General features: G+C 67.8%; 20 protein-coding genes. 8 read left to right on the forward strand and 12 right to left on the reverse strand.

The window, feature by feature from the left end:
• Positions 1–70 precede the first annotated feature (70 nt).
• Both ACZ1A1_RS03130 and ACZ1A1_RS03135 read right to left on the reverse strand, forming a co-directional pair.
• Positions 71–1057: a glycosyltransferase family 2 protein gene (locus tag ACZ1A1_RS03130; protein ID WP_463618719.1), complete on the reverse strand. Its 987-nt coding sequence runs from the start codon at positions 1055–1057 to the stop codon at positions 71–73.
• An 82-nt stretch (positions 1058–1139) separates the two neighbouring features.
• Positions 1140–1433 (reverse strand): exopolysaccharide production repressor protein, encoded by a 294-nt coding sequence (locus ACZ1A1_RS03135; protein ID WP_463618720.1) that lies wholly within the window; start codon positions 1431–1433, stop codon positions 1140–1142.
• Positions 1434–2132: 699 nt separating this feature from the next.
• On the opposite strand from ACZ1A1_RS03135, the gene ACZ1A1_RS03140 reads away from it, so the two are divergent.
• The 4 genes from ACZ1A1_RS03140 to ACZ1A1_RS03155 are packed head-to-tail and all read left to right on the forward strand — an operon-like array spanning position 2133 to position 6356.
• A complete protein-coding gene (locus ACZ1A1_RS03140) occupies positions 2133–2810 on the forward strand; it encodes a sugar transferase (RefSeq protein ID WP_463618721.1) in 678 nt (225 codons plus the stop codon).
• 14 nt (positions 2811–2824) lie between these two features.
• Positions 2825–4057 carry a polysaccharide biosynthesis/export family protein gene (locus ACZ1A1_RS03145; RefSeq protein WP_463618723.1) on the forward strand — a complete coding sequence of 411 codons (1233 nt, stop codon included), beginning with the start codon at positions 2825–2827 and terminating at the stop codon, positions 4055–4057.
• Between the two features lie 14 nt (positions 4058–4071).
• Positions 4072–5331: an O-antigen ligase family protein gene (locus ACZ1A1_RS03150; protein ID WP_463618724.1), complete on the forward strand. Its 1260-nt coding sequence runs from the start codon at positions 4072–4074 to the stop codon at positions 5329–5331.
• The gene (locus ACZ1A1_RS03155; RefSeq protein WP_463618725.1) at positions 5328–6356 is read left to right on the forward strand and encodes an acyltransferase family protein; all 1029 of its coding nucleotides are present in this window, start codon (positions 5328–5330) and stop codon (positions 6354–6356) included. Before ACZ1A1_RS03150 ends, ACZ1A1_RS03155 begins: the two co-directional genes overlap by 4 nt.
• Positions 6357–6362: 6 nt before the next feature.
• On the opposite strand, the gene ACZ1A1_RS03160 is transcribed toward ACZ1A1_RS03155, so the two are convergent.
• Together ACZ1A1_RS03160 and ACZ1A1_RS03165 are read right to left on the reverse strand one after the other, a co-directional pair.
• The gene (locus ACZ1A1_RS03160) at positions 6363–7061 is read right to left on the reverse strand and encodes an LrgB family protein (protein WP_313193845.1); all 699 of its coding nucleotides are present in this window, start codon (positions 7059–7061) and stop codon (positions 6363–6365) included.
• On the reverse strand, positions 7054–7428 hold the full coding sequence (locus ACZ1A1_RS03165) for a CidA/LrgA family protein (RefSeq protein WP_318912930.1): 375 nt from the start codon (positions 7426–7428) through the stop codon (positions 7054–7056). The genes ACZ1A1_RS03160 and ACZ1A1_RS03165 overlap by 8 nt, the downstream gene beginning before the upstream one ends.
• Positions 7429–7592: 164 nt before the next feature.
• Between ACZ1A1_RS03165 and ACZ1A1_RS03170 the strand changes: the two genes are divergently transcribed.
• On the forward strand, positions 7593–9212 hold the full coding sequence (locus ACZ1A1_RS03170; protein WP_463618726.1) for a dihydroxyacetone kinase subunit DhaK: 1620 nt from the start codon (positions 7593–7595) through the stop codon (positions 9210–9212).
• Positions 9213–9221: 9 nt separating this feature from the next.
• Here ACZ1A1_RS03170 and ACZ1A1_RS03175 read toward each other — a convergent pair whose 3' ends face one another.
• The 5 genes from ACZ1A1_RS03175 to ACZ1A1_RS03195 form a co-directional block, all read right to left on the reverse strand.
• Positions 9222–9875, reverse strand: a complete 654-nt coding sequence (locus tag ACZ1A1_RS03175; RefSeq protein ID WP_463618727.1) for a glutathione S-transferase family protein — start codon at positions 9873–9875, stop codon at positions 9222–9224.
• A 75-nt stretch (positions 9876–9950) separates the two neighbouring features.
• The gene (locus tag ACZ1A1_RS03180) at positions 9951–11069 is read right to left on the reverse strand and encodes an ABC transporter permease (RefSeq protein WP_463618728.1); all 1119 of its coding nucleotides are present in this window, start codon (positions 11067–11069) and stop codon (positions 9951–9953) included.
• Complete coding sequence (locus tag ACZ1A1_RS03185; protein ID WP_463618729.1) at positions 11069–12214, reverse strand: ABC transporter permease; 1146 nt, start codon at positions 12212–12214, stop codon at positions 11069–11071. Before ACZ1A1_RS03185 ends, ACZ1A1_RS03180 begins: the two co-directional genes overlap by 1 nt.
• A complete protein-coding gene (locus ACZ1A1_RS03190) occupies positions 12211–13974 on the reverse strand; it encodes an ATP-binding cassette domain-containing protein (RefSeq protein WP_463618730.1) in 1764 nt (587 codons plus the stop codon). The genes ACZ1A1_RS03185 and ACZ1A1_RS03190 overlap by 4 nt, the downstream gene beginning before the upstream one ends.
• A 6-nt stretch (positions 13975–13980) precedes the next feature.
• A complete protein-coding gene (locus tag ACZ1A1_RS03195) occupies positions 13981–14961 on the reverse strand; it encodes an efflux RND transporter periplasmic adaptor subunit (protein ID WP_463618731.1) in 981 nt (326 codons plus the stop codon).
• A 115-nt stretch (positions 14962–15076) separates the two neighbouring features.
• On the opposite strand from ACZ1A1_RS03195, the gene ACZ1A1_RS03200 reads away from it, so the two are divergent.
• Together ACZ1A1_RS03200 and ACZ1A1_RS03205 are read left to right on the forward strand one after the other, a co-directional pair.
• Positions 15077–15754, forward strand: a complete 678-nt coding sequence (locus tag ACZ1A1_RS03200) for a CerR family C-terminal domain-containing protein (RefSeq protein ID WP_463618732.1) — start codon at positions 15077–15079, stop codon at positions 15752–15754.
• A gap of 87 nt (positions 15755–15841) precedes the next feature.
• Positions 15842–17140 (forward strand): alpha/beta fold hydrolase, encoded by a 1299-nt coding sequence (locus ACZ1A1_RS03205; protein WP_463618733.1) that lies wholly within the window; start codon positions 15842–15844, stop codon positions 17138–17140.
• 12 nt (positions 17141–17152) lie between these two features.
• On the opposite strand, the gene ACZ1A1_RS03210 is transcribed toward ACZ1A1_RS03205, so the two are convergent.
• Together ACZ1A1_RS03210 and ACZ1A1_RS03215 are read right to left on the reverse strand one after the other, a co-directional pair.
• Positions 17153–17326: a hypothetical protein gene (locus ACZ1A1_RS03210; RefSeq protein WP_463618734.1), complete on the reverse strand. Its 174-nt coding sequence runs from the start codon at positions 17324–17326 to the stop codon at positions 17153–17155.
• A gap of 689 nt (positions 17327–18015) precedes the next feature.
• Positions 18016–18909 carry a DMT family transporter gene (locus ACZ1A1_RS03215; RefSeq protein ID WP_463618735.1) on the reverse strand — a complete coding sequence of 298 codons (894 nt, stop codon included), beginning with the start codon at positions 18907–18909 and terminating at the stop codon, positions 18016–18018.
• 244 nt (positions 18910–19153) lie between these two features.
• On the opposite strand from ACZ1A1_RS03215, the gene ACZ1A1_RS03220 reads away from it, so the two are divergent.
• Positions 19154–20686, forward strand: coding sequence for a phospholipase D-like domain-containing protein (locus tag ACZ1A1_RS03220; protein WP_463618736.1), 1533 nt, complete (start codon positions 19154–19156; stop codon positions 20684–20686).
• Here ACZ1A1_RS03220 and ACZ1A1_RS03225 read toward each other — a convergent pair.
• Positions 20584–21516 carry a lysylphosphatidylglycerol synthase domain-containing protein gene (locus tag ACZ1A1_RS03225; RefSeq protein ID WP_463618737.1) on the reverse strand — a complete coding sequence of 311 codons (933 nt, stop codon included), beginning with the start codon at positions 21514–21516 and terminating at the stop codon, positions 20584–20586. The two genes, ACZ1A1_RS03220 and ACZ1A1_RS03225, sit on opposite strands and share 103 nt — an antisense overlap.
• Positions 21517–21590: the final 74 nt, after the last annotated feature.

The raw sequence follows: 21590 nt of genomic DNA on the forward strand, positions 1-21590 counted from the left end.
GCGACCTTCTCCCCGCAAGCGGGGGGAAGGAGGCAGAACGGCGCGGGTTTCCTTCATAGAGCAGGGCGGATTACCGCCCGGCAGGCAGCAGATAGCGCAATCCCTCTTGGGGCGCGGGTTCCGTGCGCATCCTCCCCCGCGCCGCGTCCAGCTTGTCGCGCAGGATGCCGCCGGCGATGGCGGGTAGGGCGGTGGGGTTCGCGGCGGCATAGGCCAGCGCCGCGCCTGCGCCGCCCTCGCGCTTGCGGTCTAGGAAATGGCGCAGCGCGTGGCGCTGGCCGACCTGGCGGCAGTGGCGGCGCATGGCCTCGGCTGCTTCCGAGGGCACGTTGCCGGCGGCGAGGATCGTGCGCTCGGCCTCGTGCAGCGCGGCGAGGTCCTTCGTCCGATGCTGCCCGCTCAGCGAATTGGCGCGCACCACCGCGCCGTAGCCGCAGCTTTCGATGACGGTATAGCGCGCGCCGGCAAGGAGCGCCCGCACATAGAGCTCGTAATCCTCGCCGAGCCGCATGTCCTCGCGGTAGCGCAGGTCGTGGGCGTCAAGGAACGCGCGGCGCATGACCGGCTTCAGGAAGCCGAGCTCGCCGCGTGGGGCGCCGCGGCGCGAGATGTTGCCGAGGATGAAGTCCCTGAGATCGAGCCGGCGCGGATGCGGCGGAAAGTCCTCCGGCTGCGGGGCCGTGTCGGCCTCCTGCATGAAGGCGATATTGTCGGCGATGAAGTCCCAGTCCGGACAGGCGAGCATGCGCCGGAAGCGGCCGGGGAAGAAGAAATCGTCCGCGTCGAGGATGGCGATCAGCGGCGCGCGGGAAACGGCGATGGCGTGGTTGCGCGCGGCGGACGGTCCGCGGTTGGCGCGGAAGCGGATGATGTCGAGCCGCCGGGTCGTGTCGTCGGCGGCGGCCGCCGCCGCCATGGTGCGGTCGTCCGAGCCGTCGTCCACCACTACGACCTCGTCGACCTCGGGCTCGGCGAGCGCCGAGCGCACGGCCCGGCCGATCGTCTTTTCCGCATTCCTCGCGGCGATGATGACGCAGACCTTCTCATCCTGGATCACGGCATACCTCTTTCATGCGTTTGCGCTGCAATGCAGCATGAAAGGGAAAGGGGGCACAAAAACGGCCTTCCGGATACGGCGGTCAGGGCTTGGAGTGGCCGGGCTCGTTCATCGAGACGGAGACCTTGGGCTTGGCCTTTTCGAGATCCGCCTGGCGGGCCCGCGCGGCGCGGCGCACGAGAAAGAGCGTGGCGAGGAAATAGCCGACCTGGATGAGCACACCGCAGACCACGGTGCGCAGCGCGGTGATCGCGATGGAGCCCGTGCTGGCATAGCTGATCACGGCGAAGACGACGAGCGCGATCGCCATGCTCAGGAAGAAGCGCGGCGCATAGGCCGGGCTCTCCCGCCATTTCGTTTCGGGCGCAAGTTTCATCGGTGGGTCGCCTTCTCCTCCAGGCTCGTTCAGGACTATAGGGTGCGGCACGCGGGCGTGCAATCATCAGGATTAACCAGTGCGCCGCGGGCCGGTTCCGATCCTTGTCCATTTGTGTTGCGCTTCCGTTAAGCCGGTTGTGGCCGCCGGGAGAATCGCGTCGGCCTCCTTCTTGCCGCGATTTCGTCACCGATGCCTGAAAATGCGCCGTATGGGCGAGTGCGCCCTTCGCGGCCGCAGCCGATGGGTTGCGGCTCCGAAATTGTCCGATCACACTTTGTTACAATATGAGCGATACCTCATGGAAAAAATGTGCAGTGCAAGATAATATTGCACTGCAAAATAATGCCCCGTCTTCAGGTATCCGCGCCTATCCCGGCAGCGCCTCGGCGGCCGGTTCTCGTATAGATACGTAAATCGGCTGGCGGCATGGCGTTCAAAAGAAGTGATCGGCGGGTGGCCGGGCGCAAAACCGCCGGCGGTTCAGGGGATTTCTTTTCGCAAGGCGCGATCCGTTACTTGGCGGATACTTTCATCCGCAAGATTCCCGGATATTAAGAATTTCTTAAATGCCGGCGACGGGTAAACAATTCGGCCGATCACGCTTCGAAAAACAAACTGTGACCATACACTCCGCATTGGATGTCGGGACGCGTCCGAGGGACCCGACCATATCGCAAATCCAATGGAGCCATCTCTATGAAGTCCGCGAGCAGATCGGCCAGTTCGCCGTTTTTCAGTTCGATTGCAGCCGGCGCGCCGCCGGTAGGGGGGATATCGAAACGCAGCTTTGACATTCTGGTGGCGCTTGCCGCCCTTGTCGTGCTCAGCCCGATCTTCGTGCTGATCATGGCGCTTGTGAAATATTCCGACGGCGGCAGGGTCTTCTACGGCCACCGCCGCATCGGCTACAACGGATCGACCTTCCGTTGCCTGAAGTTCCGCACCATGGCGGAGAACGGCGATGCCCTTCTCCAGCGCTATCTGGACGAGAACCCGCAGGCACGGGAGGAGTGGCGCGAGACGCGCAAGCTCCAGGACGATCCGCGCGTCACCGTCGTCGGCTCGGTGCTGCGCAAGCTCAGCCTCGACGAGCTGCCGCAGCTCATCAACATCCTCAGGGGCGAGATGAGCATCGTCGGCCCGCGCCCGGTGGTGGAGGACGAGCTGGAGCTCTACGAGGCGTCCGCCGTCTACTATCTGCGCAGCCGCCCCGGCCTCACCGGCCTCTGGCAGGTCAGCGGCCGCAACGACGTCTCCTATGCCGCCCGCATCGCCTTCGACACGCACTATGTCCGCAACTGGTCGCTCACCTCCGACCTCGTCATCGTCGCGCGCACCATTCCGGCCGTGTGCCTGTCGCGCGGCAGCTATTGAAGAGAGGGGTCTTCATGAAGACGATTACCAAGACGGTATCGGCCGCCTTCGCCGTCGCATTGCTGCTCGCCTCCGCCGCCTCGGCGGAGGAATACCGGCTCGGCGTGATGGACAAGCTGCGCATCCGCGTCGCCGAATGGCAGACCGCCGAGGGCGCGATCCGCGACTGGAGCGCCGTCAGCGGCGACTACAGCATCGGTGCGGATGGCGCGCTGTCCCTGCCGTTCATCGGGCAGTTGCAGGCGGACGGACGCACCGCCGCCGAGCTTTCCGTCGAGATCGGCAAGAAGATGCAGGTGCTCTTCGGCCTCAAGGACCTGCCTTCCGCCTCGGTGGAAATCGCCGAATACCGGCCGGTCTATCTCTCCGGCGAGGTGCAGACGCCGGGGGCCTATCCCTATGCGCCGGGGCTGACGGTGCTCAAGGCCGTCAGTTTCGGCGGCGGGCTGCGCCGGGCCGATCCCGGCCAGCGTTTTGCCCGCGATTTCCTGCGGTCGGAGGGCGAGGCGGCCGTCTACGTCGCCGAACGCAATCGCCTGCTCATCCGCCGGGCGCGCATCGTCGCCGAGATGAGCGGGGCCAAGGACATCGAGATGCCGAAGGAACTCGAGAAATCCGAGGAGGCGCGCCCGATCATGGAGAGCGAGAAGGCATTGATGACCTCGCGGGAAAAACGGCTGCGCCTGCAATTGACCGCGCTCGCCGACCTCAAGTCGTTGCTCGACAATGAGATCGGTTCGCTCGGCAAGAAATCCGAGACCCAGACCCGCCAGCTCGAGCTCGTCCACGGCGACCTTTCCAAGATGGATGCGCTGGCCGAGAAGGGCCTTGCCATCAGCTCGCGCCGCCTAGCGCTCGAACAGCGCACGGCCGATCTCCAGGCGGCCCTGCTCGACATCGACACGGCCACGCTGAAGGCGCGGCAGGATATCAACAAGGCCGGGCAGGACGAGACGAACCTTACGAACGACTGGGACGCCCAGCTGGCGCAGGAGCTGCAGAACACCGAGCAGGAGCTCGACACGCTGGCGCTGAAGCTCGGCACTAGCCGCGACCTCATGTCCGAGGCGCTGATGCAGTCCTCCGATGCGGCTTCCCTGAAGGGCGGGCTTTCGGCCGCCAACATCGGCTATTCGATCCTGCGCACCGTCAAGGGCAAGGCCGAAGAGATCCGCGCCACCGAGACGACGCCGGTCCTGCCGGGTGACGTCGTGAAGGTGGACGTCAACCTCCCCGCGACCCAGTAAACGGGGAGGCTTCGATGCGGATCGCCAAGGCGCGGCTGATCGGACCTGCCGGCAACGAGGCCTATGGCGTCGTCGCCGTGGCGCTCTCCTTCTTCGTCTTCGCCTATTCCTTCCGCTTCGGCCAGGCCTCGATCCTCGCCTATTACGCCCTGTGGCTGCCGCTCGTCGTGGTGGACTACAGGCGCGTGCTGGGCAATTACCGGCATTATCTCTGGATCTTCGCCTTCGCGCTCTTCGCCTGCCTCTCGGTCTTCTGGTCGCAGGCGCCGGGCGTCACGGCCCGCGCGGCGGTGCAGTACCTTTCCCATGTGATCTGCGCGCTGATCGCCATGCGCGTCGTCGATACGCGCATCCTGGTGCGCGGCGGGCTGGTCGGCACCGGGCTGGTGCTCGTCTTCTCGCTTCTCTTCGGCGTCTACCATCTCGATCCGCTCGACGGCACCTACAGCTTCGTCGGCGCCTTCGCCTCCAAGAACCAGCTCGGCTTCTATGCCTCGCTCGCCGTGCTCTTCGCCTTTGCCGCGCTCTTCCTCGGGGTGGAGCGCGGCGTCTGGAAGCTCGTCGCGGTCGGCGCCGTGCTCATCGCGCTCTATTGCCTGAAGGCCTCGCAATCGGCGACCTCCGTGCTGACGACCGCCGCCGTCGCCGGCCTCTGCCTCTCGCTCAGGGCGCTCGAAATGCTGGCGCCCTTCCACCGCAAGATGCTGTTCACGGCGCTCGCCGTCCTCATCGTGCTCACCGGCCTTGCCGCCGCCTATGGCGGCGGCTACGCGATGATCCTCGGCGCCTTCGGCAAGGATGCGACGCTGACGGGGCGAACCTATCTCTGGCAGCAGGGCATCGTGGCGGCGGGCGGAGCGCCCTTCGCCGGCATCGGCTACCAGGCGTTCTGGGTGCAGGGCTTTGCCGAGGCGGAGCGGCTCTGGGCGGATTTCTTCATCTCCACCCGCAGCGGCTTCCATTTCCACAACACCTTCATCGCCGCCACGGTGGAAACGGGCCTGATCGGCTGCTGCCTCCTGACCATGGTGCTCGTCGTCACGCTTGCCGGCCATCTCGGCCGGCTCCTCTCGGCGGCGCGGGACGGCGAGGCTTTGGTGCTCTTCACCGTCGCCGCGCTGCTCGCAGTGCGCACCTTCGTGGAGATCGACATCCTCAATCCCTATCACGTCGGCTCCTTCCTCCTCTATTTCTCGGCCGGCAAGCTGGCCGACGGCCGGCGGAGAAGGGCGGTGCGGCCGCTGGCGCCCCGCCACCATGCGGTGCCCGCATGAGTGCCGGGCCGGCCAAGGGCCGGGGAACGCTATACGGCATCCAGTATCTTCGCGCCCTCGCGGCACTCGCTGTCGTTCTCTTCCATGCCGCCGAGCGCAGCGGCCATGCCTTCGCCATCGGCGCGGCGGGGGTGGATGTCTTCTTCGTCATCAGCGGCTTTATCATGTGGGTGATCGTCGAGCGGCGGCCGGTGACGCCGGGCCGCTTCCTCGCCGAGCGCGTCCGGCGGATCGTGCCGGTCTACTGGCTGGCGACGGGCGTCATGGTGGCGGGCGCGCTGGCCGGGCTCTTTCCCAACCTGGTGCTGACGGCCGGGCATGTCGCCGCCTCGCTGTTCTTCGTGCCGGCCCGCTCGCCGAGCAGCGGCGAACTCTGGCCGGTGCTCGTGCAGGGCTGGACGCTCAATTACGAGATGTTCTTCTACGCCGCCTTCGCCGCCTGCCTCTTCCTGCCGGCGCGGCTGCGGCTTCCCGTCATGGCGGCGGGCTTTTGCCTGCTGGTGGCGCTCGGCCTCGCGGTCGACAGCGACGCACCGCTCTTCGTCACCTATACGCGGCCCATCATCCTGGAATTCGTGGCCGGCATGCTGATCGGGCGGCTGTGGCTTGCCGGGCGCGTGCCGGGCCGAACCGCGGCGCTCGGGATGATCGGCCTCGGCCTTGCGGGCTTCGCGGTCATCGGCCTCTTCCGGCTGCCCTTCGACGAATGGACCTGCGGCCCGCTCGCCTGCATGCTGGTCTGCGGCACGGCGGCGCTCGACAGGCATGGCGGCATAGCGCGGTTCACCGTCCCCGCCATGCTCGGCGATGCGTCCTATTCGATCTATCTCTGGCACACCTTCGCGATCTCGGTCGTCGCGAAGATCGGGGCGAAGGCCGCCCTCCCGCCATCGCTCGTCCTCCTCCTGTCGGCCTGCGCCGGCGTCGCCGCCGGGTTCTGCGCCTACCGTCTGGTCGAGCGGCCGCTCCTGCGGGCGAAGCCTGCGCCCCGGCCCGTGCCCGCATCCCTCGAAACGCCGTCGTGACGCGTTTCAGAGGAACAGGTGGACGATCAGCGAGGTCAGCACGGCGTTGAGGCCCATGGCGATCCCCGAGAAGAGCCCCGCCACCGGATCCACCGAATAGGCCCGCGCGGTGCCGATGCCGTGCGAGGTGAGCCCCACGGCAAAGCCGCGCGCGCTGTAGTCCCTGATGCGCATGGCGTTCATCATCGGCGTCACGATGATGGCGCCGCAGATGCCGGTGAGCACGACGACGGCGGCCGTCAGCGCCGGGTCGCCCTTGAGGCCGGAGGAAATCGCCATGGCGACGGCGGCGGTGGTGGATTTCGGCGCGAGCGAGGCGACGACGGCCGGCGTGAAGCCGAAGAGATGGCTGAGGAAGACCGTCGAGCCCACCGCCGTCAGGCTGCCCATGAAGAGGGCGGCGAGCAGCGGCACGAGGTTGCTCTTGACCAGCGAAAGCTTCTCGTAGAGCGGGATGCCGAGCGCGACCGTCGCCGGCCCCATGAGGAAGTGGATGAACTGCGCCCCCTCGAAATAGGTGCCGTAGTCGATCCCGGCGACCAGCAGCACGATGGCGATGACGGCGATGGAGAGCATGATCGGGTTCAGCAGCGGGTTCCCCGGGCTGAGGCCGGCAATGCCGTTCGCCGCCAGCCAGACGACGAGCGTGCCGGCGAGCCAGAGCAGCGGCGATGTAGCGAGATAGACCCAGAGCCCCTCAGTCATGGCCATACCCTCCGGCCAGCCGCTTGACGAGGATGAAGACCCAGACCGTCACCGCCAGCGTGATCACGGTCGACAGCAGCACGATGGCGAGCAGGGCGAAGCCCCGGTCGCGGATGAGGTCGAGATGCTGGATGATGCCGACGCCGGCCGGCACGAAGAGGATGCCGAGATTGGCGAGGATCGCCCTGGACGTGTCGACGGTCTGCCGATGGGCAGGTTCCAGGAACGTCATGCCGCCGGTCAGCGTCAGCACCACGGCGACCATCGCCATGCCGATGACGGGTCCGGGCACGAAGCCGCCGAGGAAATAGGCGGATATTTCGCCAATCAACTGAAAAACAAGCAGGATCGTAATTCCGACGAGCATGGGCGCAACTCCGGAGCCCGCGCTTGACACGGGCGTTCAAACCATTTGTCCTCGTTCCAGGCGAACCGCGACGGTGCGCCTGCGGAGAGGATTAAATGGGTTCGGCCGTTAAATCCATGGCCGCATCGGGCCTTGCGGCCCACGTTTCATTTCGGGAGTTCGCCATGTCGCAGTTCATCAACCGGCGCGAGGACGTCGTTACCGAGGCCATCGACGGGGCGCTCGCGCTTTCCGGCGGCACGCTTGCCCGCCTCGACGGCTATCCGCATATCCGCGTGGTGCTGCGCAGTGATTGGGACAGGTCGAAGGTGGCGGTCGTCTCCGGCGGCGGCTCGGGCCACGAGCCGGCCCATGCCGGCTTCGTCGGGCGCGGCATGCTGACGGCCGCGGTCTGCGGCGACGTCTTCGCCTCGCCGAGCGTCGATGCGGTGCTGGCCGGCATCCTTGCCGTGACGGGGCCGGCCGGCTGCCTGCTGATCGTCAAGAACTATACCGGCGACCGCCTCAACTTCGGCCTCGCCGCCGAGCGGGCGCGGGCGCAGGGGCTCGACGTCGCCATGGTCATCGTTGACGACGACATCGCCCTGCCGGACCTGCCGCAGGCGCGCGGCGTCGCCGGCACGCTCTTCGTCCACAAGATCGCCGGGGCGCTCGCCGAACGCGGGGCCGACCTTGAAAGCGTGGCGGCGGCGGCAAGGCGGGTTGCCGCGGCAACGCGCACCATCGGCCTGTCGCTCGGCACCTGCCGGGTGCCGGGTTCGCCGCGCGAGGAGCGCATTCCCGAGTCCAAGGCGGAGCTCGGCCTCGGCATTCATGGCGAGCCGGGCGTGGAGCAGATCGATTTTGCCGGCGCGCGGGGCGCCGTCGCGGTCATGGCGGAGCGCCTTGCCGCCGCGATGGGCGAGGGGCCGCATGTGGCGCTGATCAACAATCTCGGCGGCACCTCCGTCCTCGAAATGTCGGTGCTGGCGCATGACCTTCTCGCTTCCCCGCTCGGCGCGCGCATCGCGCATGTGGTCGGCCCCGCGCCGCTGATGACCTCGCTCGACATGCAGGGTTTCTCCCTCTCCGTCTTCCCGGCGGATGCGGCCGAGCTGGAGCTTCTGAAGGCGCCGGTCGCGATGCCGGCCTGGCCGGGCCTTTGCGAGGTGCGCCCGGTCGCCGTGGCGGCCCTGCCGGCGGGCCTTGCGCCGGTTGCCCCGGCGCCGTCCGAGAATGCGGCCACGCGCGCCTTCCTCGTCGGCTGCTGCAACGCAATGATCGCCGCCGAGCAGAATCTCAACGCGCTCGACGCCAAATCCGGCGACGGTGACACGGGATCGACGCTGGCGGGCGCGGCCCGTGCGCTGATAGCGGCCGTGGATCGCCTGCCGCTGGCCGACGAGAGCCGGCTTCTACTCGCCATCGGGCAGGAACTCGGCCAGACGATGGGCGGATCCTCCGGCGTGCTGCTGGCGATCTTCTTCGCCGCGGCCGGCGATGCGGCTTCGGGCGGCGCCTCGCTGCATGCTGCGCTTCGTGCCGGGCTTTCGCGCATGCAGGAAGTGGGCGGGGCACGGATCGGCGACCGCACGATGGTGGATGCGCTTTCCCCGGCGCTGGATGCGCTGGACGCCGGCCTGCCTGCCGCTGCGGCCGCGGCGCGCAAGGGGGCGGATTTCACTGCGACGCTGACGCGGGCGAAAGCCGGCCGCGCGACCTATGTCAACGCGCGGCAGCTCGAAGGCCATGTCGATCCCGGCGCGGAGGCCGTCGCCCGGCTCTTCGCGCATCTTGCCGGCTGAGCTGTCGTTTCAGTCTCCCGCCGAGGCGGTGGCGAAGACGGCGCGCTGGGCCTCGAAGGCGCGCCGGTAGGCCGGGCGTGCCTGGCCCCGGGCGAGATAGGCGGCAAGGTTGGGGTAGTCGTCCAGAATGTCCGACCATGCGAGCCGCATCAGCACGGAGACCATCAGGAGATCCCCCGCGCTGAATGCGCCTTCGAGCCATTCGGCCGCGCCGAGATGTGTGGAAAGCTGGCCGAGCCGGGTGCGCACGCGTCCTTCGAGAACGGCGCGATGCTCGGCATGCCACGTCTTGCCGCGCTCCTCGCGCACGGCGGTCTCCAGTTCGACGATCGGCGGCTCCATCGTGTTCAGCGCGGCGAATATCCAGGTGATGGCGCGCGCCCGAGCCTTCGCCTCGCGGGGCAGCAGGCCGGCATGGCGCTCGGCGATATGGAAGACGATCGAGCCGGTTTCGAAGAGCGAAAGCCCGTCCTCCTCGTAGGTCGGGATCTGCCCGAAGGGATGAAGGGCGAGATGGCCGGGCTGCTTCATCGCCTCGAAGGAAAGAAGGCGGACATCGTAAGGCTGGCCGACCTCCTCCAGCGCCCAGCGGACGCGCATGTCGCGGGCGAGCCCCTTGCCGCGGTCGGGGGATCGTTCGAAGGCTGTGATGGTGATCGTCATCGGTGTTCTCCCTGGCTTGTGCATGGAAGACGGATGGCGGGGCGGGATTCCGACAGGCCGCCCGCGAAATCCGAACTAGTTCAGCCTGTGGCGGAACATCCACGCGGCGATCGGCATGGTGACGGCGGCGATGGCGACGAGGGCGAGCATGTCGGGCAGGAGGTCCGTGAAGCGGCCGCCTTCTAGATAGACGGCGCGGGTGATGCGGATCGCGTAGGTCAGCGGGTTGATGACGGTCACGTATTGCAGGACCGCGGGCATGTTCTCGGTCGGCGACATCAGGCCCGAGAGCAGCATGAAGGGCATTAGGAAGACGAAGGCGAGGATCATCGCCTGCTGCATGTTGCCGGCAAGCGAGGAGAGGAAGAGGCCGAATCCGATGGCGGCGGCAAGGAACAGCGCAAGGCCCGCATAGAGCGTGAGGAAGGAGCCCGCGAAGGGAATGCGGAACCAGAAGAGCGCGACGAGCAGGATCACCGAGGCCTGCGTGATGCCGACGAGCATGGAGGGCACGGCCTTGCCGATCATGATCTCGGTCGGCGTGAAGGGCGCCACCAGAAGCTGGTCGAAGGTGCCTTCCTCGCGTTCGCGGGCGACCGACATGGCGGTCAGCATCATCGTCATCATCATGGTGATCGTGCCGATCAGCGAGGGGATCATGCTCCAGCGGGTTTCCAGTTGCGGATTGAACCAGGCGCGCGTCGAGACCTTCACCCCGGCGGATGCAATGCCCTTCTCCGAAAGCCAGGCGGCGGCGAAATCGCCGATGATGGCATTGGCATAGCCCTCGGCGATGCCGCTGGTGTTGGAGTTGCGGCCGTCCGCGATCACCTGGACGGGGGCCGGCGCGCCGGCCTCGAGATCCCGCTCGAAACCGTTGCCGATGACGACGACGACCAGCGCGCGCCGCGCGTCGAGAAGGGGGGCGGCCTGATCGATCTGCGCGAACGTGCCCTGGCGCTGGAAGATGCCGGAGCCCTCCAGCTTCGCGACGAGCGTCACCGAGGCGGCGCTGCGGTCCTGGTCGACGAGAACATAGGGCACGCTGTTGAGGTCGTAGGTCGCGGCATAGCCGAAGATCAGGCATTGCAGGATCGGCGGCAGGAAGAGGCTCGCCCGGCTCTTCGGGTCCTTCAGGATGACGAGCAGTTCCTTGCGGATGAGCGTCAGGATGCGCAGGAGAGACATCGGCATCAGGCGATCCTCTTGCGGGTGAGGCGCACCGAAAGCGTCAGCAGCGCCGTCGCCATGCCGGCGAGCACGGCGGCGTTGGGCAGGATGACGCTCCAGTTGTTGCCGGAAAGGAAAAGGGTCTGCAGCAGAGTCACGAAGTAGCGCGCCGGAAAGATGTAGGTGATCATCTGGACGATCCAGGGCATGCTGCGCGGATCGTACATGAAGCCGGAGAGCATCATGGCCGGCAGGAAGGTGAGCAGCACCGTCACCTGGCTGGCGACGAACTGGCTCTTGGTCGCCGAGGAGATGACGAGGCCGAGCCCCAGCGCGACGAGCAGGTAGAGCATCGACACGATTGTGAGGATGACGAGGGAGCCGCGCAGCGGCACGCCGAACAGCAGCTTGCTGCCGACGACGCAGAGCGCAAGGCCGATCAGCCCGAGGGCGAAATAGGGCACGGTCTTGCCGAGCAGGATCTCGGCCGGGCGCACCGGCGTCACGAACAGCGCCTCGAAGGTGCCGCGCTCCCATTCGCGGGCCATCACCAGCGCGGTGAGGAGGGCGCCGATCAGCGTCATCACCAGCACGATCAGCCCGGGCACGAGGAAGTAGCTGCTGTCGTTGGCCTCGTTGAACCAGAGGCGCGGCTCGACCGTGACGCCGCCCGCCGCCGCGCCGTTGCGCCCGGCCTCCTTGGCCGCCCAGACGGCGACCGCGCCCTGCGCGTAGCCGAGCGAGATGCGCGCCGTGTTGGCATCCGCGCCGTTGATGATGACCTGTACCTCGGCGGTGCCGAGATCGATGCTGCGGGCGAAATCGGCGGGGATGCGCACGATGGCCCGCACCTCGGCGCTCATCAGCATCTTCTCGGCCTCGTTCATCGTGCGTACGCTGCGGGTGGAGAAATAGGGCGAGAGCTCGAAGGCCGCGGCAACGCCCCGCGCCGGGGCGGAGCTTTCCTCCATGAGGAGCGCGACGGGCACGTTGCGGACATCGAGGTTGATGCCGTAGCCGAACAGGATAAGCAGCGTGACGGGCATGACGATGCCGATCGCGATGCTGCTGAAATCGCGCAGGAGCTGGCGCGTTTCCTTGCGGATCAGGGCCCGTGTCCGCCGCAGCAGGCCCGCAAGGCCGCCGGCCATGGAGCGGGGGGCGCTCATGCGGCCTTCTCCGTGCGCTTGCGGCGTTCCCGCTCGACGATGGCGATGAAGGCGTCCTCCATGCCGGGCGCGGCGCCGGCTGCGGTGCCGGCCTGCTCGCGGATGTCGACCGGCGTTCCCTCCGCAAGGTTGCGGCCGGCATCGAGGATGATCACCCGGTCGCAATATTCCGCCTCCTCCATGAAATGCGTGGTGACGATGACGGTCACGCCCTGTTCGGAAAGCGCGGTGATCCGGCCCCAGAACTGGCGGCGGGCGAGCGGATCGGCCCCGCTCGTCGCCTCGTCGAGAAAGAGGATGTCGGGCTCGTGCAGGAGCGCGGCGGCGAGCGCAAGACGCTGCTTGAAGCCGCCGGGGAGCTGCCCGCTCGGCAGGTCGCGGAAGCGGTCGAGATCGAAGGCCGCCTTCAGCGTGGCGATCCTCTCCTTCTTGCGGCCGCCCCGCAGCCCGTAGGCGCTGGCGAAGAATTCGAGGTTCTCATCCACCGTCAGCTGGCCGTAGAGCGAGAATTTCTGGGCGACGTAGCCGAGGCGCTCGCGCGCCTTCGCGCCGGCCTTGAGGAGATCGGCGCCCGCGACCTGCAACGCCCCGGAGGTGGCGGGCAGGAGGCCGCAGAGCATGCGGAAGGTCGTGCTCTTGCCCGCGCCGTTCGGCCCGAGAAGGCCGTAGACCTCGCCGCGCCGCACGCTGAAGCTGACATGGGCGACGGCGGTGAAATCGCCGAACATCCGCACGAGATCGCGCACCTCCACGACCTTTTCGCCGGCCGGCTGCCCGGAGCCCGCCGCGAGCGCCGCCTGGTCCACATGCTCCCGCTCCCCCGCGACGCGGTCGAACAGCATCATGAAGGCATCCTCGAAGCGGGCTTCGGTCGGCTCCGTTTCGAGGGACAGCCCTTCGAGCGCCAGCGGTTCCTCCATCTGCTCGCGCCGGCGCACCACGCGGACGCGGCCCGCTTCCGGCACGGCATCGACGACGCCGGGAAGCGCGAAGAGGCGCGCCTGCAACGAGCGGGCCGGCACGCCGTCCGGCCCCCGGACGAGAAAGCAGCAGCCCTCCGCCTTCGCCGTGATTTCGGCCGGCGGGCCTTCGTCGAGGATCTTCCCCGCATGCATCAGCACGGCATGCTCGCAGCGCTCCGCCTCGTCGAGATAGGAGGTGGCGACGACGACGGAGAGGCCATCCTCGCGGATCAGCTTGAACACGATCTCCCAGAGTTCGCGCCGCGACAAAGGATCGACGCCGACCGTCGGCTCGTCCAGCAGCAGCAGTTCTGGCGCGCGCACCAGCGTGCAGGCAAGGCCGAGCTTCTGCTTCATGCCGCCGGAAAGCTTGCCGGCCGGCCGCGCCTTGAACGGGCCGAGCTGCGTCATCTCGAAGAGGCGGGGATAGACCGTCCGGCGCTCCGCATGGGAAACGCCGTGCAGGTCGGCATAGAGGTCGAGGTTTTCCTGCACGCTGAGGTCTTCGTAAAGGCCGAAGCGCTGCGGCATGTAGCCGATCCTGTCCTGCACGGCCTGCGGGGCGGCGGTCACGTCGAGGCCGACGACCTCGAGGCTTCCGCCGTCCGGGGCGATCAGCCCGCTTGCAAGCCGCAGAAGCGTGGTCTTGCCCGCGCCGTCGGGGCCGACAAGCGCCGTCAGCGTGCCCTTGCGGATCGCGAGCGAAATGCCGTCAAGCGCCTCCACGGTCTCCTTCGTTTCCCGCTGGAAGCGCTTGCTAAGGTCATTCGCGACGAGACAGAGCGGACGGTCCTCCATGGCGGCTCATCCTTCCTGCCCTGGCCGGACGGTGGCGGGCATGCCGAGGCGCAGCACGTTGTCGGGGTCGTCGACGAAGACGCGCACCTCATAGACGAGGCTGGTGCGCAATTCCTCGGTCTGCACGGTCTTGGGCGTGAATTCCGCCACCGAGGAGATGAAGCCGATCCAGCCCGGGATCGTGCGGCCGGGCAGGGAATCGACCAGGACTTCCGCCTTCATGCCGGGCCTGATCCGGCCGAGCTGCATGTCCGAGACATAGGCGCGCACCCATTTCGGATTGTTGGTGGCAAGCGAGAAGGCGGCGCGCGTCGGCGAGGCCATCTCGCCCGGCTCGATCAGCCGGGAGCGCACGGTCGCATCGGCCGGGGCCTTGAGGTCGGCGTCGTCGAGCTCCGCCCTCAGGAACGCGACCTGCGCCTCGGCGGCCCGCAGTTGGGCGGCGGCCTGCTGGATGTCCTCGGCGCGCGTGCCGGCGACGAGGAGGTCGAGCGCCTTGCGGCTGGCATCCACCTTCGCCTCCGCCACCGCCGCGGCGGAGCGGGCGTTGTCAAGCGCCTGCTGGCTGACGGCGGCGCGGGGAACGAGCGCGCTCTGGCGCTCCAGTTGCAGGCGGGCATTGGCCGCTTCCGCATCGGCGGCGGCGAGATTGGCGCGCGCCTGCGCGATCTCCTCCGGCCGGTTGCCGTTCTTCAGGCGGGTCAGGTTCGCCTGCTGGGCCTCGACCTGCGCCACGGCCTGGTCGACCTGCGGGCGGATCCTGCCGGTGTCGAGCCGGGCGATGACCTCGCCCTTCTTCACGGCCGCGCCTTCCTCGACGAGCACCTCGGCGACCGGCCCGTTGCCGTTGAAGGCGAGCGTCACCTGGCGGAAATCGACATTGCCGTAAAGGACGAGCTCGGCCGGGCCGCTGTCGCGGTGCCGGTACCACCAGGCACCGGCGGCAAGGGCGGCGAGAAGGAGGACGATGAGGAGGATGCGCTTCATGCCGGTTTGACTCCGCGGGTGCTCCTGGGGCGAGCCTTTCCAGCTAAGGACGATCGGAGGGGATTGTCAAATCCAAATTTGAAATCTAGATTTGAATTCTGAAAGGGAGACCGACATGGCGCGAGGCGCAAGACGATCGTCTGTCTCAGGCCCGCGGCCGGACGGCGCCGCCACGCGTGCGAGCCTGCTGGAGGCCGCCGGGCCGGTCTTCGCCGAGCACGGCTTCGACGGGGCGACCGCCAAGGAGATCGCGCTCCGCGCCGGGGCGAATGCGGCGGCGGTCAACTATCATTTCGGCGGCATCGCGCCGCTCTATGCCGAAGTGCTCGCCGAGGCGCATCGCCGCCTCGTCAACTATCAGGCGCTGGCGCGCGCCGCCTCGGTCGACACGGACCCCAAGGACAGGCTGCGGCGCCTGATCGGCCTTCTCGTGCGCGTGGTGCGCTCGCAGGGCGATGCCTCCTGGCCGGCGAAGCTGATCGCGCGCGAGCTCGTCTCCCCGACGCCGCATTTCGAAAGGCTGCGGCGCGAGGAGCTGGAACCGAAGAAGGCGCTGGTCTTCGGCGTCATCGCCGAGATCATGGGCGTTTCCACCGACCATCCCCTCGTCGCCCAGGCCGCCCTTTCCATCATGGCGCCCTGCTTCATGCTGCTGATCGCCGAAAAGCGCCTCTCGGAAGTGATGCCCCCGCTCGGCCGCGGCCATGTGAGCAACGAGCGGCTCGCCGCCCGCCTGGCGGCCTTCGCGCTCGGCGGCATCGCGCAGCTCGCGTCGGGCAAAGGCGAAGCTTGAGGGCATTGCCAACACGGTGGCCGACCTGCTTTAGGTGCTGCTCGATTCCGGTTGCGTCAGCGCCGTGCACTGAAGGAGGACTTCTCCATGATCGTTTCCGAATACACCATTCCCGGCCTCCATGTGCGCGACCATGTCGTGACGGTGCCGCTCGACTGGTCGAAGCCCGTGGGCGAGACCATCGAGCTCTTCGCCCGCGAGGTGGTCGATCCGGCCCGCAAGGACGAGACGCTGCCGCTCCTCTGCTTCCTGCAGGGCGGGCCGGGCGGCAAGTCGCCGCGCCCGACGAAGGGTAGCCCCTCCTGGCTCGCCAAGGCCTTGAAGACGCACCGCATCATCCTGCCCGACCAGCGCGGCACCGGCCGATCCACCCCGGTCGACGCGGCGACCATCGCCCGCTTCGACGGCGAGGCCGGCGCCGACTATCTCGCCTGCTTCCGCGCCGATTCCATCGTCGACGACCTCGAACATCTCAGGAAGACCGCCTTCGGCGGCGAGCGCTGGCAGACGCTCGGCCAGAGCTATGGCGGCTTCCTGACGCTGACCTATCTCAGCCGCGCGCCGGAAGGGCTTTCGGCCTGCTATGTCGCCGGCGGCATTCCGAGCCTCGATCCCTCCGCCGAGGCGGTCTATCGTCACACCTATCCGCGCGTGCGCGCCAAGAACGATATGTTCTATAAGCGCTACCCCGACGACAGGGCGCTGGTCGCCCGTATCGCCGATGTCCTTGAAGCCAAGCCGGTTCTGCTGCCCGATGGCGACCGGCTCACCGTGCGCCGCTTCCAGAGCCTCGGCCTCGACCTTGGCATGGGGCCGGGCCACGAGAACATCCACTGGCTGCTCGACGAGGCCTTCGCCGCGCCGGATCGCCTCTCCGACCAGTTCCTCGGCTCGGTGATGCACGCGACCGCCTATAACGGCAATCCGCTCTTCGCCGCGATCCACGAGGCGATCTACGGGCAGGGCGAGGGGGCCACCGGCTGGGCGGCCGAGCGGCTGCTCGGCGAATTCCCGGAATTCGACGCCAAGGCGCGGCCGCTCCTCTTCACCGGCGAGATGATCTATCCGTGGATGTTCGAGGAGATCGCGCTGCTGAAGCCCTTCCGCGCTAGCGCCGAGGCGCTGGCCCGGCGCCCGCGCTATAGCCAGCTTTATGATAAGGCCCGGCTTGTGACGAATGAGGTTCCGGTCTCGGCGGTCGTCTACCATGACGACATGTATGTCGATGCCGGCCTCTCGCTGGAGACCGCCCGCGCCGTCGGCAACGTGGATGTCTGGATCACCAACGAATTCGAGCATGACGGCATCCGCCAGTCGGCTTCCGTCTTCGAACGGCTCGTCACGATGGTGGCGGAAAAGGGCGGTCCGCTGAAGGCCGGTCGGTAGGGAAGCGGCCGATCAGAGGAAGGGCGAAACGGCCGCCGGGATGCCGAGGACGATGGCGAGGCTGAGGAAGACGGCGGTTGCCAGTTTCAGGCGGTTGCGTTTGCGCGTCGTTTCACCGGTCCAGTCATAGGCCATGGTCGTCCCCTCATAGGCATGCGATCCGCGCTTGAATTTGCGGAAACGCAAATCTGCCTCCGTCGCCTGCCCAAGGCAACCCCTGAAATCCTGTGATCCGGCAAGGGGATGGTGAGGACCCGGGAGCGCCTCGTATCGCTCGACCGGGTCCCTGCGTGACCGATGCGGCTTGGGCATCACATCGGGCCGCGCAGCTGGTGGGAAGGGAATTGCCGGCGCCCGGCTTTCCGCGCGCTCGCGGCAGCGGGAATAGGCCTCCTGAAGGATCCGGCGGGCGCGGTAGGCGCTGAGCGGCGCGGGCTCGTCGGCAAGGCGGTGCTCCTCGATCCGTCGGTCGATGTCGTCGATCGCGCGGGCGAGACGGTCAGCGGGCGCGTGGTCCCGGAAAGGGCAGCGGAGGCGCTGGTGGGGCATGGTCATTCCTCGAATCAGGCTCCATCATGGAGCGGCGCCAAGGTATCGCCTCGTCCGGTCGATCCCACCTACCGGCGATTGCGAGCGGCACGTTGGTATGCGGCCCGTAAACCGGCAGGAAGCGATTTTAATCGAATTTTCACTATCTGCGTGGCGCCGGAAAAACACAGGCGAAGAAGAGGTGCCGCCTGTCCCGTTGACGGACAGCATGCCTCTTCCGCCCCCGGAACGGGATCGGCCTGCCTCGTGTTCCCCGATGGCTGCGCTGCAATTCTTGGGTGCCGGTCGCGGGCTCCTCTTACCTTGCCGAAAGCGGCTTCCGGCGGTCAGCGGATGAAGATGAACGCCATGCCGATGACGACGAGGGCCGCGCCCGCCCAGGCGCCGCCGGCGGGCCGTTCGCCGGTGCGCAGCCACAGCATCGGCAGGATCATGACGGGCGAGGTGGCCGAGAGGGTCGAGACGATGCCGACCTTGCCGCCGGAAAGCGCAAAGAGCAGCAGCGTCATGCCGATAGCCAGCGCGAGAATGCCGGTCAGCGCGGTGAGGACCGCGATCTTCAGCGTCAGCGGTCCCTTCGGCTTGACGGAGGGGATGGGCAGCTGGATCAGGATGCTGAGGCAGAAGGCCGCCACGCCGACCCGCATGAGCGAGGCGAGGAAGGGATCGATGCCCGTCTCCATGACGGGACGGGCGATGATGGAGCCGACGGCCTGGCCCGTCGCCGCGCCGATCCCCAGCAGCACGCCGATCCAGAGCGGCCCCTTGACCGTTTCCCACTGGTGGATCTGCGCCCGCCGCTTGCCGAAGAGAATGGCGAGGAACACGCCGGCCGCCGTCAGCGCGATGCCGGCGATCGCAAGCGGCGGCAGGGATTCGCCAAGCACCAGCCAGCCGAGCAGGGCGGCGATCGGCGCGTTGAGCGCGAAGAGGATGCCGGAGCGGCGCGGGCCGACGCGGTTGAGCGTCGCGAAGAGCAGCGTATCGCCGATGAAGATGCCGATGAGTCCGGAAAGCAGCAACGGGCCCGCATTGGCCATGTCGAGCTGATGCCACGCCCCGCTGGCGAGCACATAGAGCGCCAGCAGCCCCGTGACGAAGATCTGGCGGGCGCGGTTGAAGGCAAGCGCCCCGAGATGGCCGGCGGGCCCTGCCGAGATCAATCCGGTGAAGGCCCAGCAGGTCGCGGCGCCGAGGGCGGCAAGTTCGTGGATCGGCATCTGGTTCCGCCCGGTGAGGTGCTTTGCGGCGAAGATGCCGTCCGCCCCGTTAAAGCGTGATCCTGCCGCTCCCGTCCAGAGCCGTTTCCGGCCATCAACAGCGGGTTTGGCGCGCCCCCTTCTCCGGCGCGCGGGAACCAAACGCTCTTCCGCGGATTTTGATCGCGCGAACCAGTGACGTCAGCAGACAAGGCGGCAGAGAGTGCGAAGCGAAGGGTTTCCGTTGACCGGGGCAGCAGAAAGCATGCCTTCCTCCATCATCCAGCCCGGCCGCAACGCCTGGCGTGTCGCGAGCGCAGACAGGCTGAGCGTGCTCGTCGACGGCGAAGCCTATTTCGAAGCGCTGGAAAGCGCGCTGGAGGAGGCGCGGCAGGAAGTCTGGATCGTCGGCTGGGATTTCAATCCCGACATCCGCCTGCGGCCGGGCGATCCGCAATCCCCGACGCTCGGCGCCTTTCTGCTGCGGCTCGTCGAAGGGCGGCCGGCGCTGACGATCCGCGTGCTGGTCTGGGCGATGGGGCCGGTCTATTCCGGCAAATCGCTGAAGATGTTCCGCAAGCGCCGCTGGTCGTCCCACCCGCGCATCATGCTGGCCTTCGACAGCCGCCATCCGCTGCGGGGATCGCACCACCAGAAACTCGTAGCCATTGACGACCAGGTCGCCTTTGTCGGCGGCATCGACCTGACGGCCAAGCGCTGGGACACGAGCGCCCACCGCGCCGGCGATCCCCGCCGCACGATGCCTTCGGGCAAGCGCTACGAGCCGGTGCACGACATGCAGGTGGGGCTGGAGGGCGAGGCGGCCCGGCTTGCCGGCGACATGGCGCGCCACCGCTGGCTTCTCGCCACGGACGAGGCCGTCCCGGCGCTGAAGATCCCGGCCGATATCCGCCTCGACGGCCGGGTCGCCGACATGACGGCGGTCGGCGTCGCCTTCGCCCGCACGGAGCCGGCGATCCGCGGGCGAGAGGGCATCGCCGAGGCGGTGGAGCTCACCATCGCGGCCCTCAAGGCCGCCCGCCGCCAGATCTATATCGAAAGCCAGTATTTCGCCTCGGTGCGGGTTTGCGAGGTGCTGTGCGAAAGGCTTGCCGAGCCGGACGGGCCAGAGGTCGTCATCGTCTCGACCCTGAGTTCCCACGGCACCATCGAGCGCCTGGTGCTCGGGGCCAACCGCGACCGCTTCATCCGCCGCCTTGCGCGGTGCGACCGGCACGGGCGGATGCGCGCCTTCTATCCCGTCGTGCCGAGGGCAGACGGCTCGGAGCAGGAGATCGTCATTCATTCCAAGCTGGTCATCGTCGACGATGCCTTCCTGCGCGTCGGTTCCTCCAATCTCAACCAGCGCAGCGAGGGGCTGGATACCGAGCTGGATATCGCCGTGGAGGCGCAGTCGGACGCGGAGCGGCGCGGCATCCTCGCGCTGCGCGACCGGTTGCTGGCCGAGCATCTCGATGCGGATGCCGGGACCTTCGGCGCGGCCGTGCGCGCGGAAGGGCGTCTCGGTCCGGTGATCGACGCATTCAACGGCAAGGCGCGGGGGCTGCGGCCGTTCCGCGAGGTGAAGCGTGGCGGGGCGACGGCGGCCGTTCCGGGCACCGCGCTCGTCGATCCTGTCGCGCCCTGGTGGCCGCTGTCCGGCTGGTTCGCCGGCTGGCGGTCGCTGCTTGGCCGTCAGCCCGGATTCCTGCGCAGGGCCGCCTCGCCGTTCGCATCCAGCAAGGCTTCGCTGGCGAGCAGGCAGACCACCCCGAGCGGAAGCGGAATGAAGAAATAGGCCGCCCGGAACGCGATCAGCGCGCCGATCGAGACCGAGCTCCCGAGAAGGAAGACGATCGCGGCCTCCATGACGCCGAGCCCGCCGGGCACATGGCTGACGAGGGCCGTGAGGTTGCCCACCACATAGGCCGCCGTCGTTTCCATATAGCCGACGTCACCATTCAGGAGCTGGTGAAGGCAGGCCGCGACGAAGGCGAAATTCGCCGTGCCGACCGCCAGCTGCAAGGCGGCCAGCCCCGGCGACGGCAGCGCGAAGCGCCAGTGCCGGACACGCACCTCGCCGCGCAGGAAGGCGGAAAGCGCAAGATAGACGGCGCCGACTGCAAGGCAGGCGAGGCCGAGCGCCAGCGAGGCGGCCCTGCCGAGACCCGCCACCTTGCCGGCGGTGCCGGGAAGCAGGAGGAGGCAGATGCCCGCGAGCACGATCAGCCCGAGGCCGACCGTCACCCCGCAGAAGACGATCAGCTTGGCGATCTCTTCCGTATCGAGGCCCCAGCGCCTGTAGAAGCGGTAGCGCACCGCGCCGCTGCTGAGCGCCGCGATGCCGACATTGTGGCCGATGGAAAGGCTGGTGAAGGAGGCGAGCGCCGCCTGCCGGTAGGGAAGCGGCTTGCCGACATAGCGCAGCGCCAGGAAATCGAAGAAGGTCAGGCAGACATAGGAGCCGGCCGAGAAGGCGAGCGCCAGGGCGAAATTCATCTTCGGGATCGCGGAAACGGAGTTGCGGATATCCTCCCAGGTATACTGACTCAGCGTCCGGTAGACGAGCCAGCCGGCGACGAGAACGGCGCCGGCGACGGCCGCGTGGAGGATATGGGTGCGTTTCATGCGTTTTCCTTCAATCCGACGGAGCGGAACGAAAACAAGGCCTTCCGTGTTCCAACGGCGTCCGGGGCTTGAGA

The sequence above is a fragment of the Shinella sp. R2-11 genome, assembly GCF_055330205.1.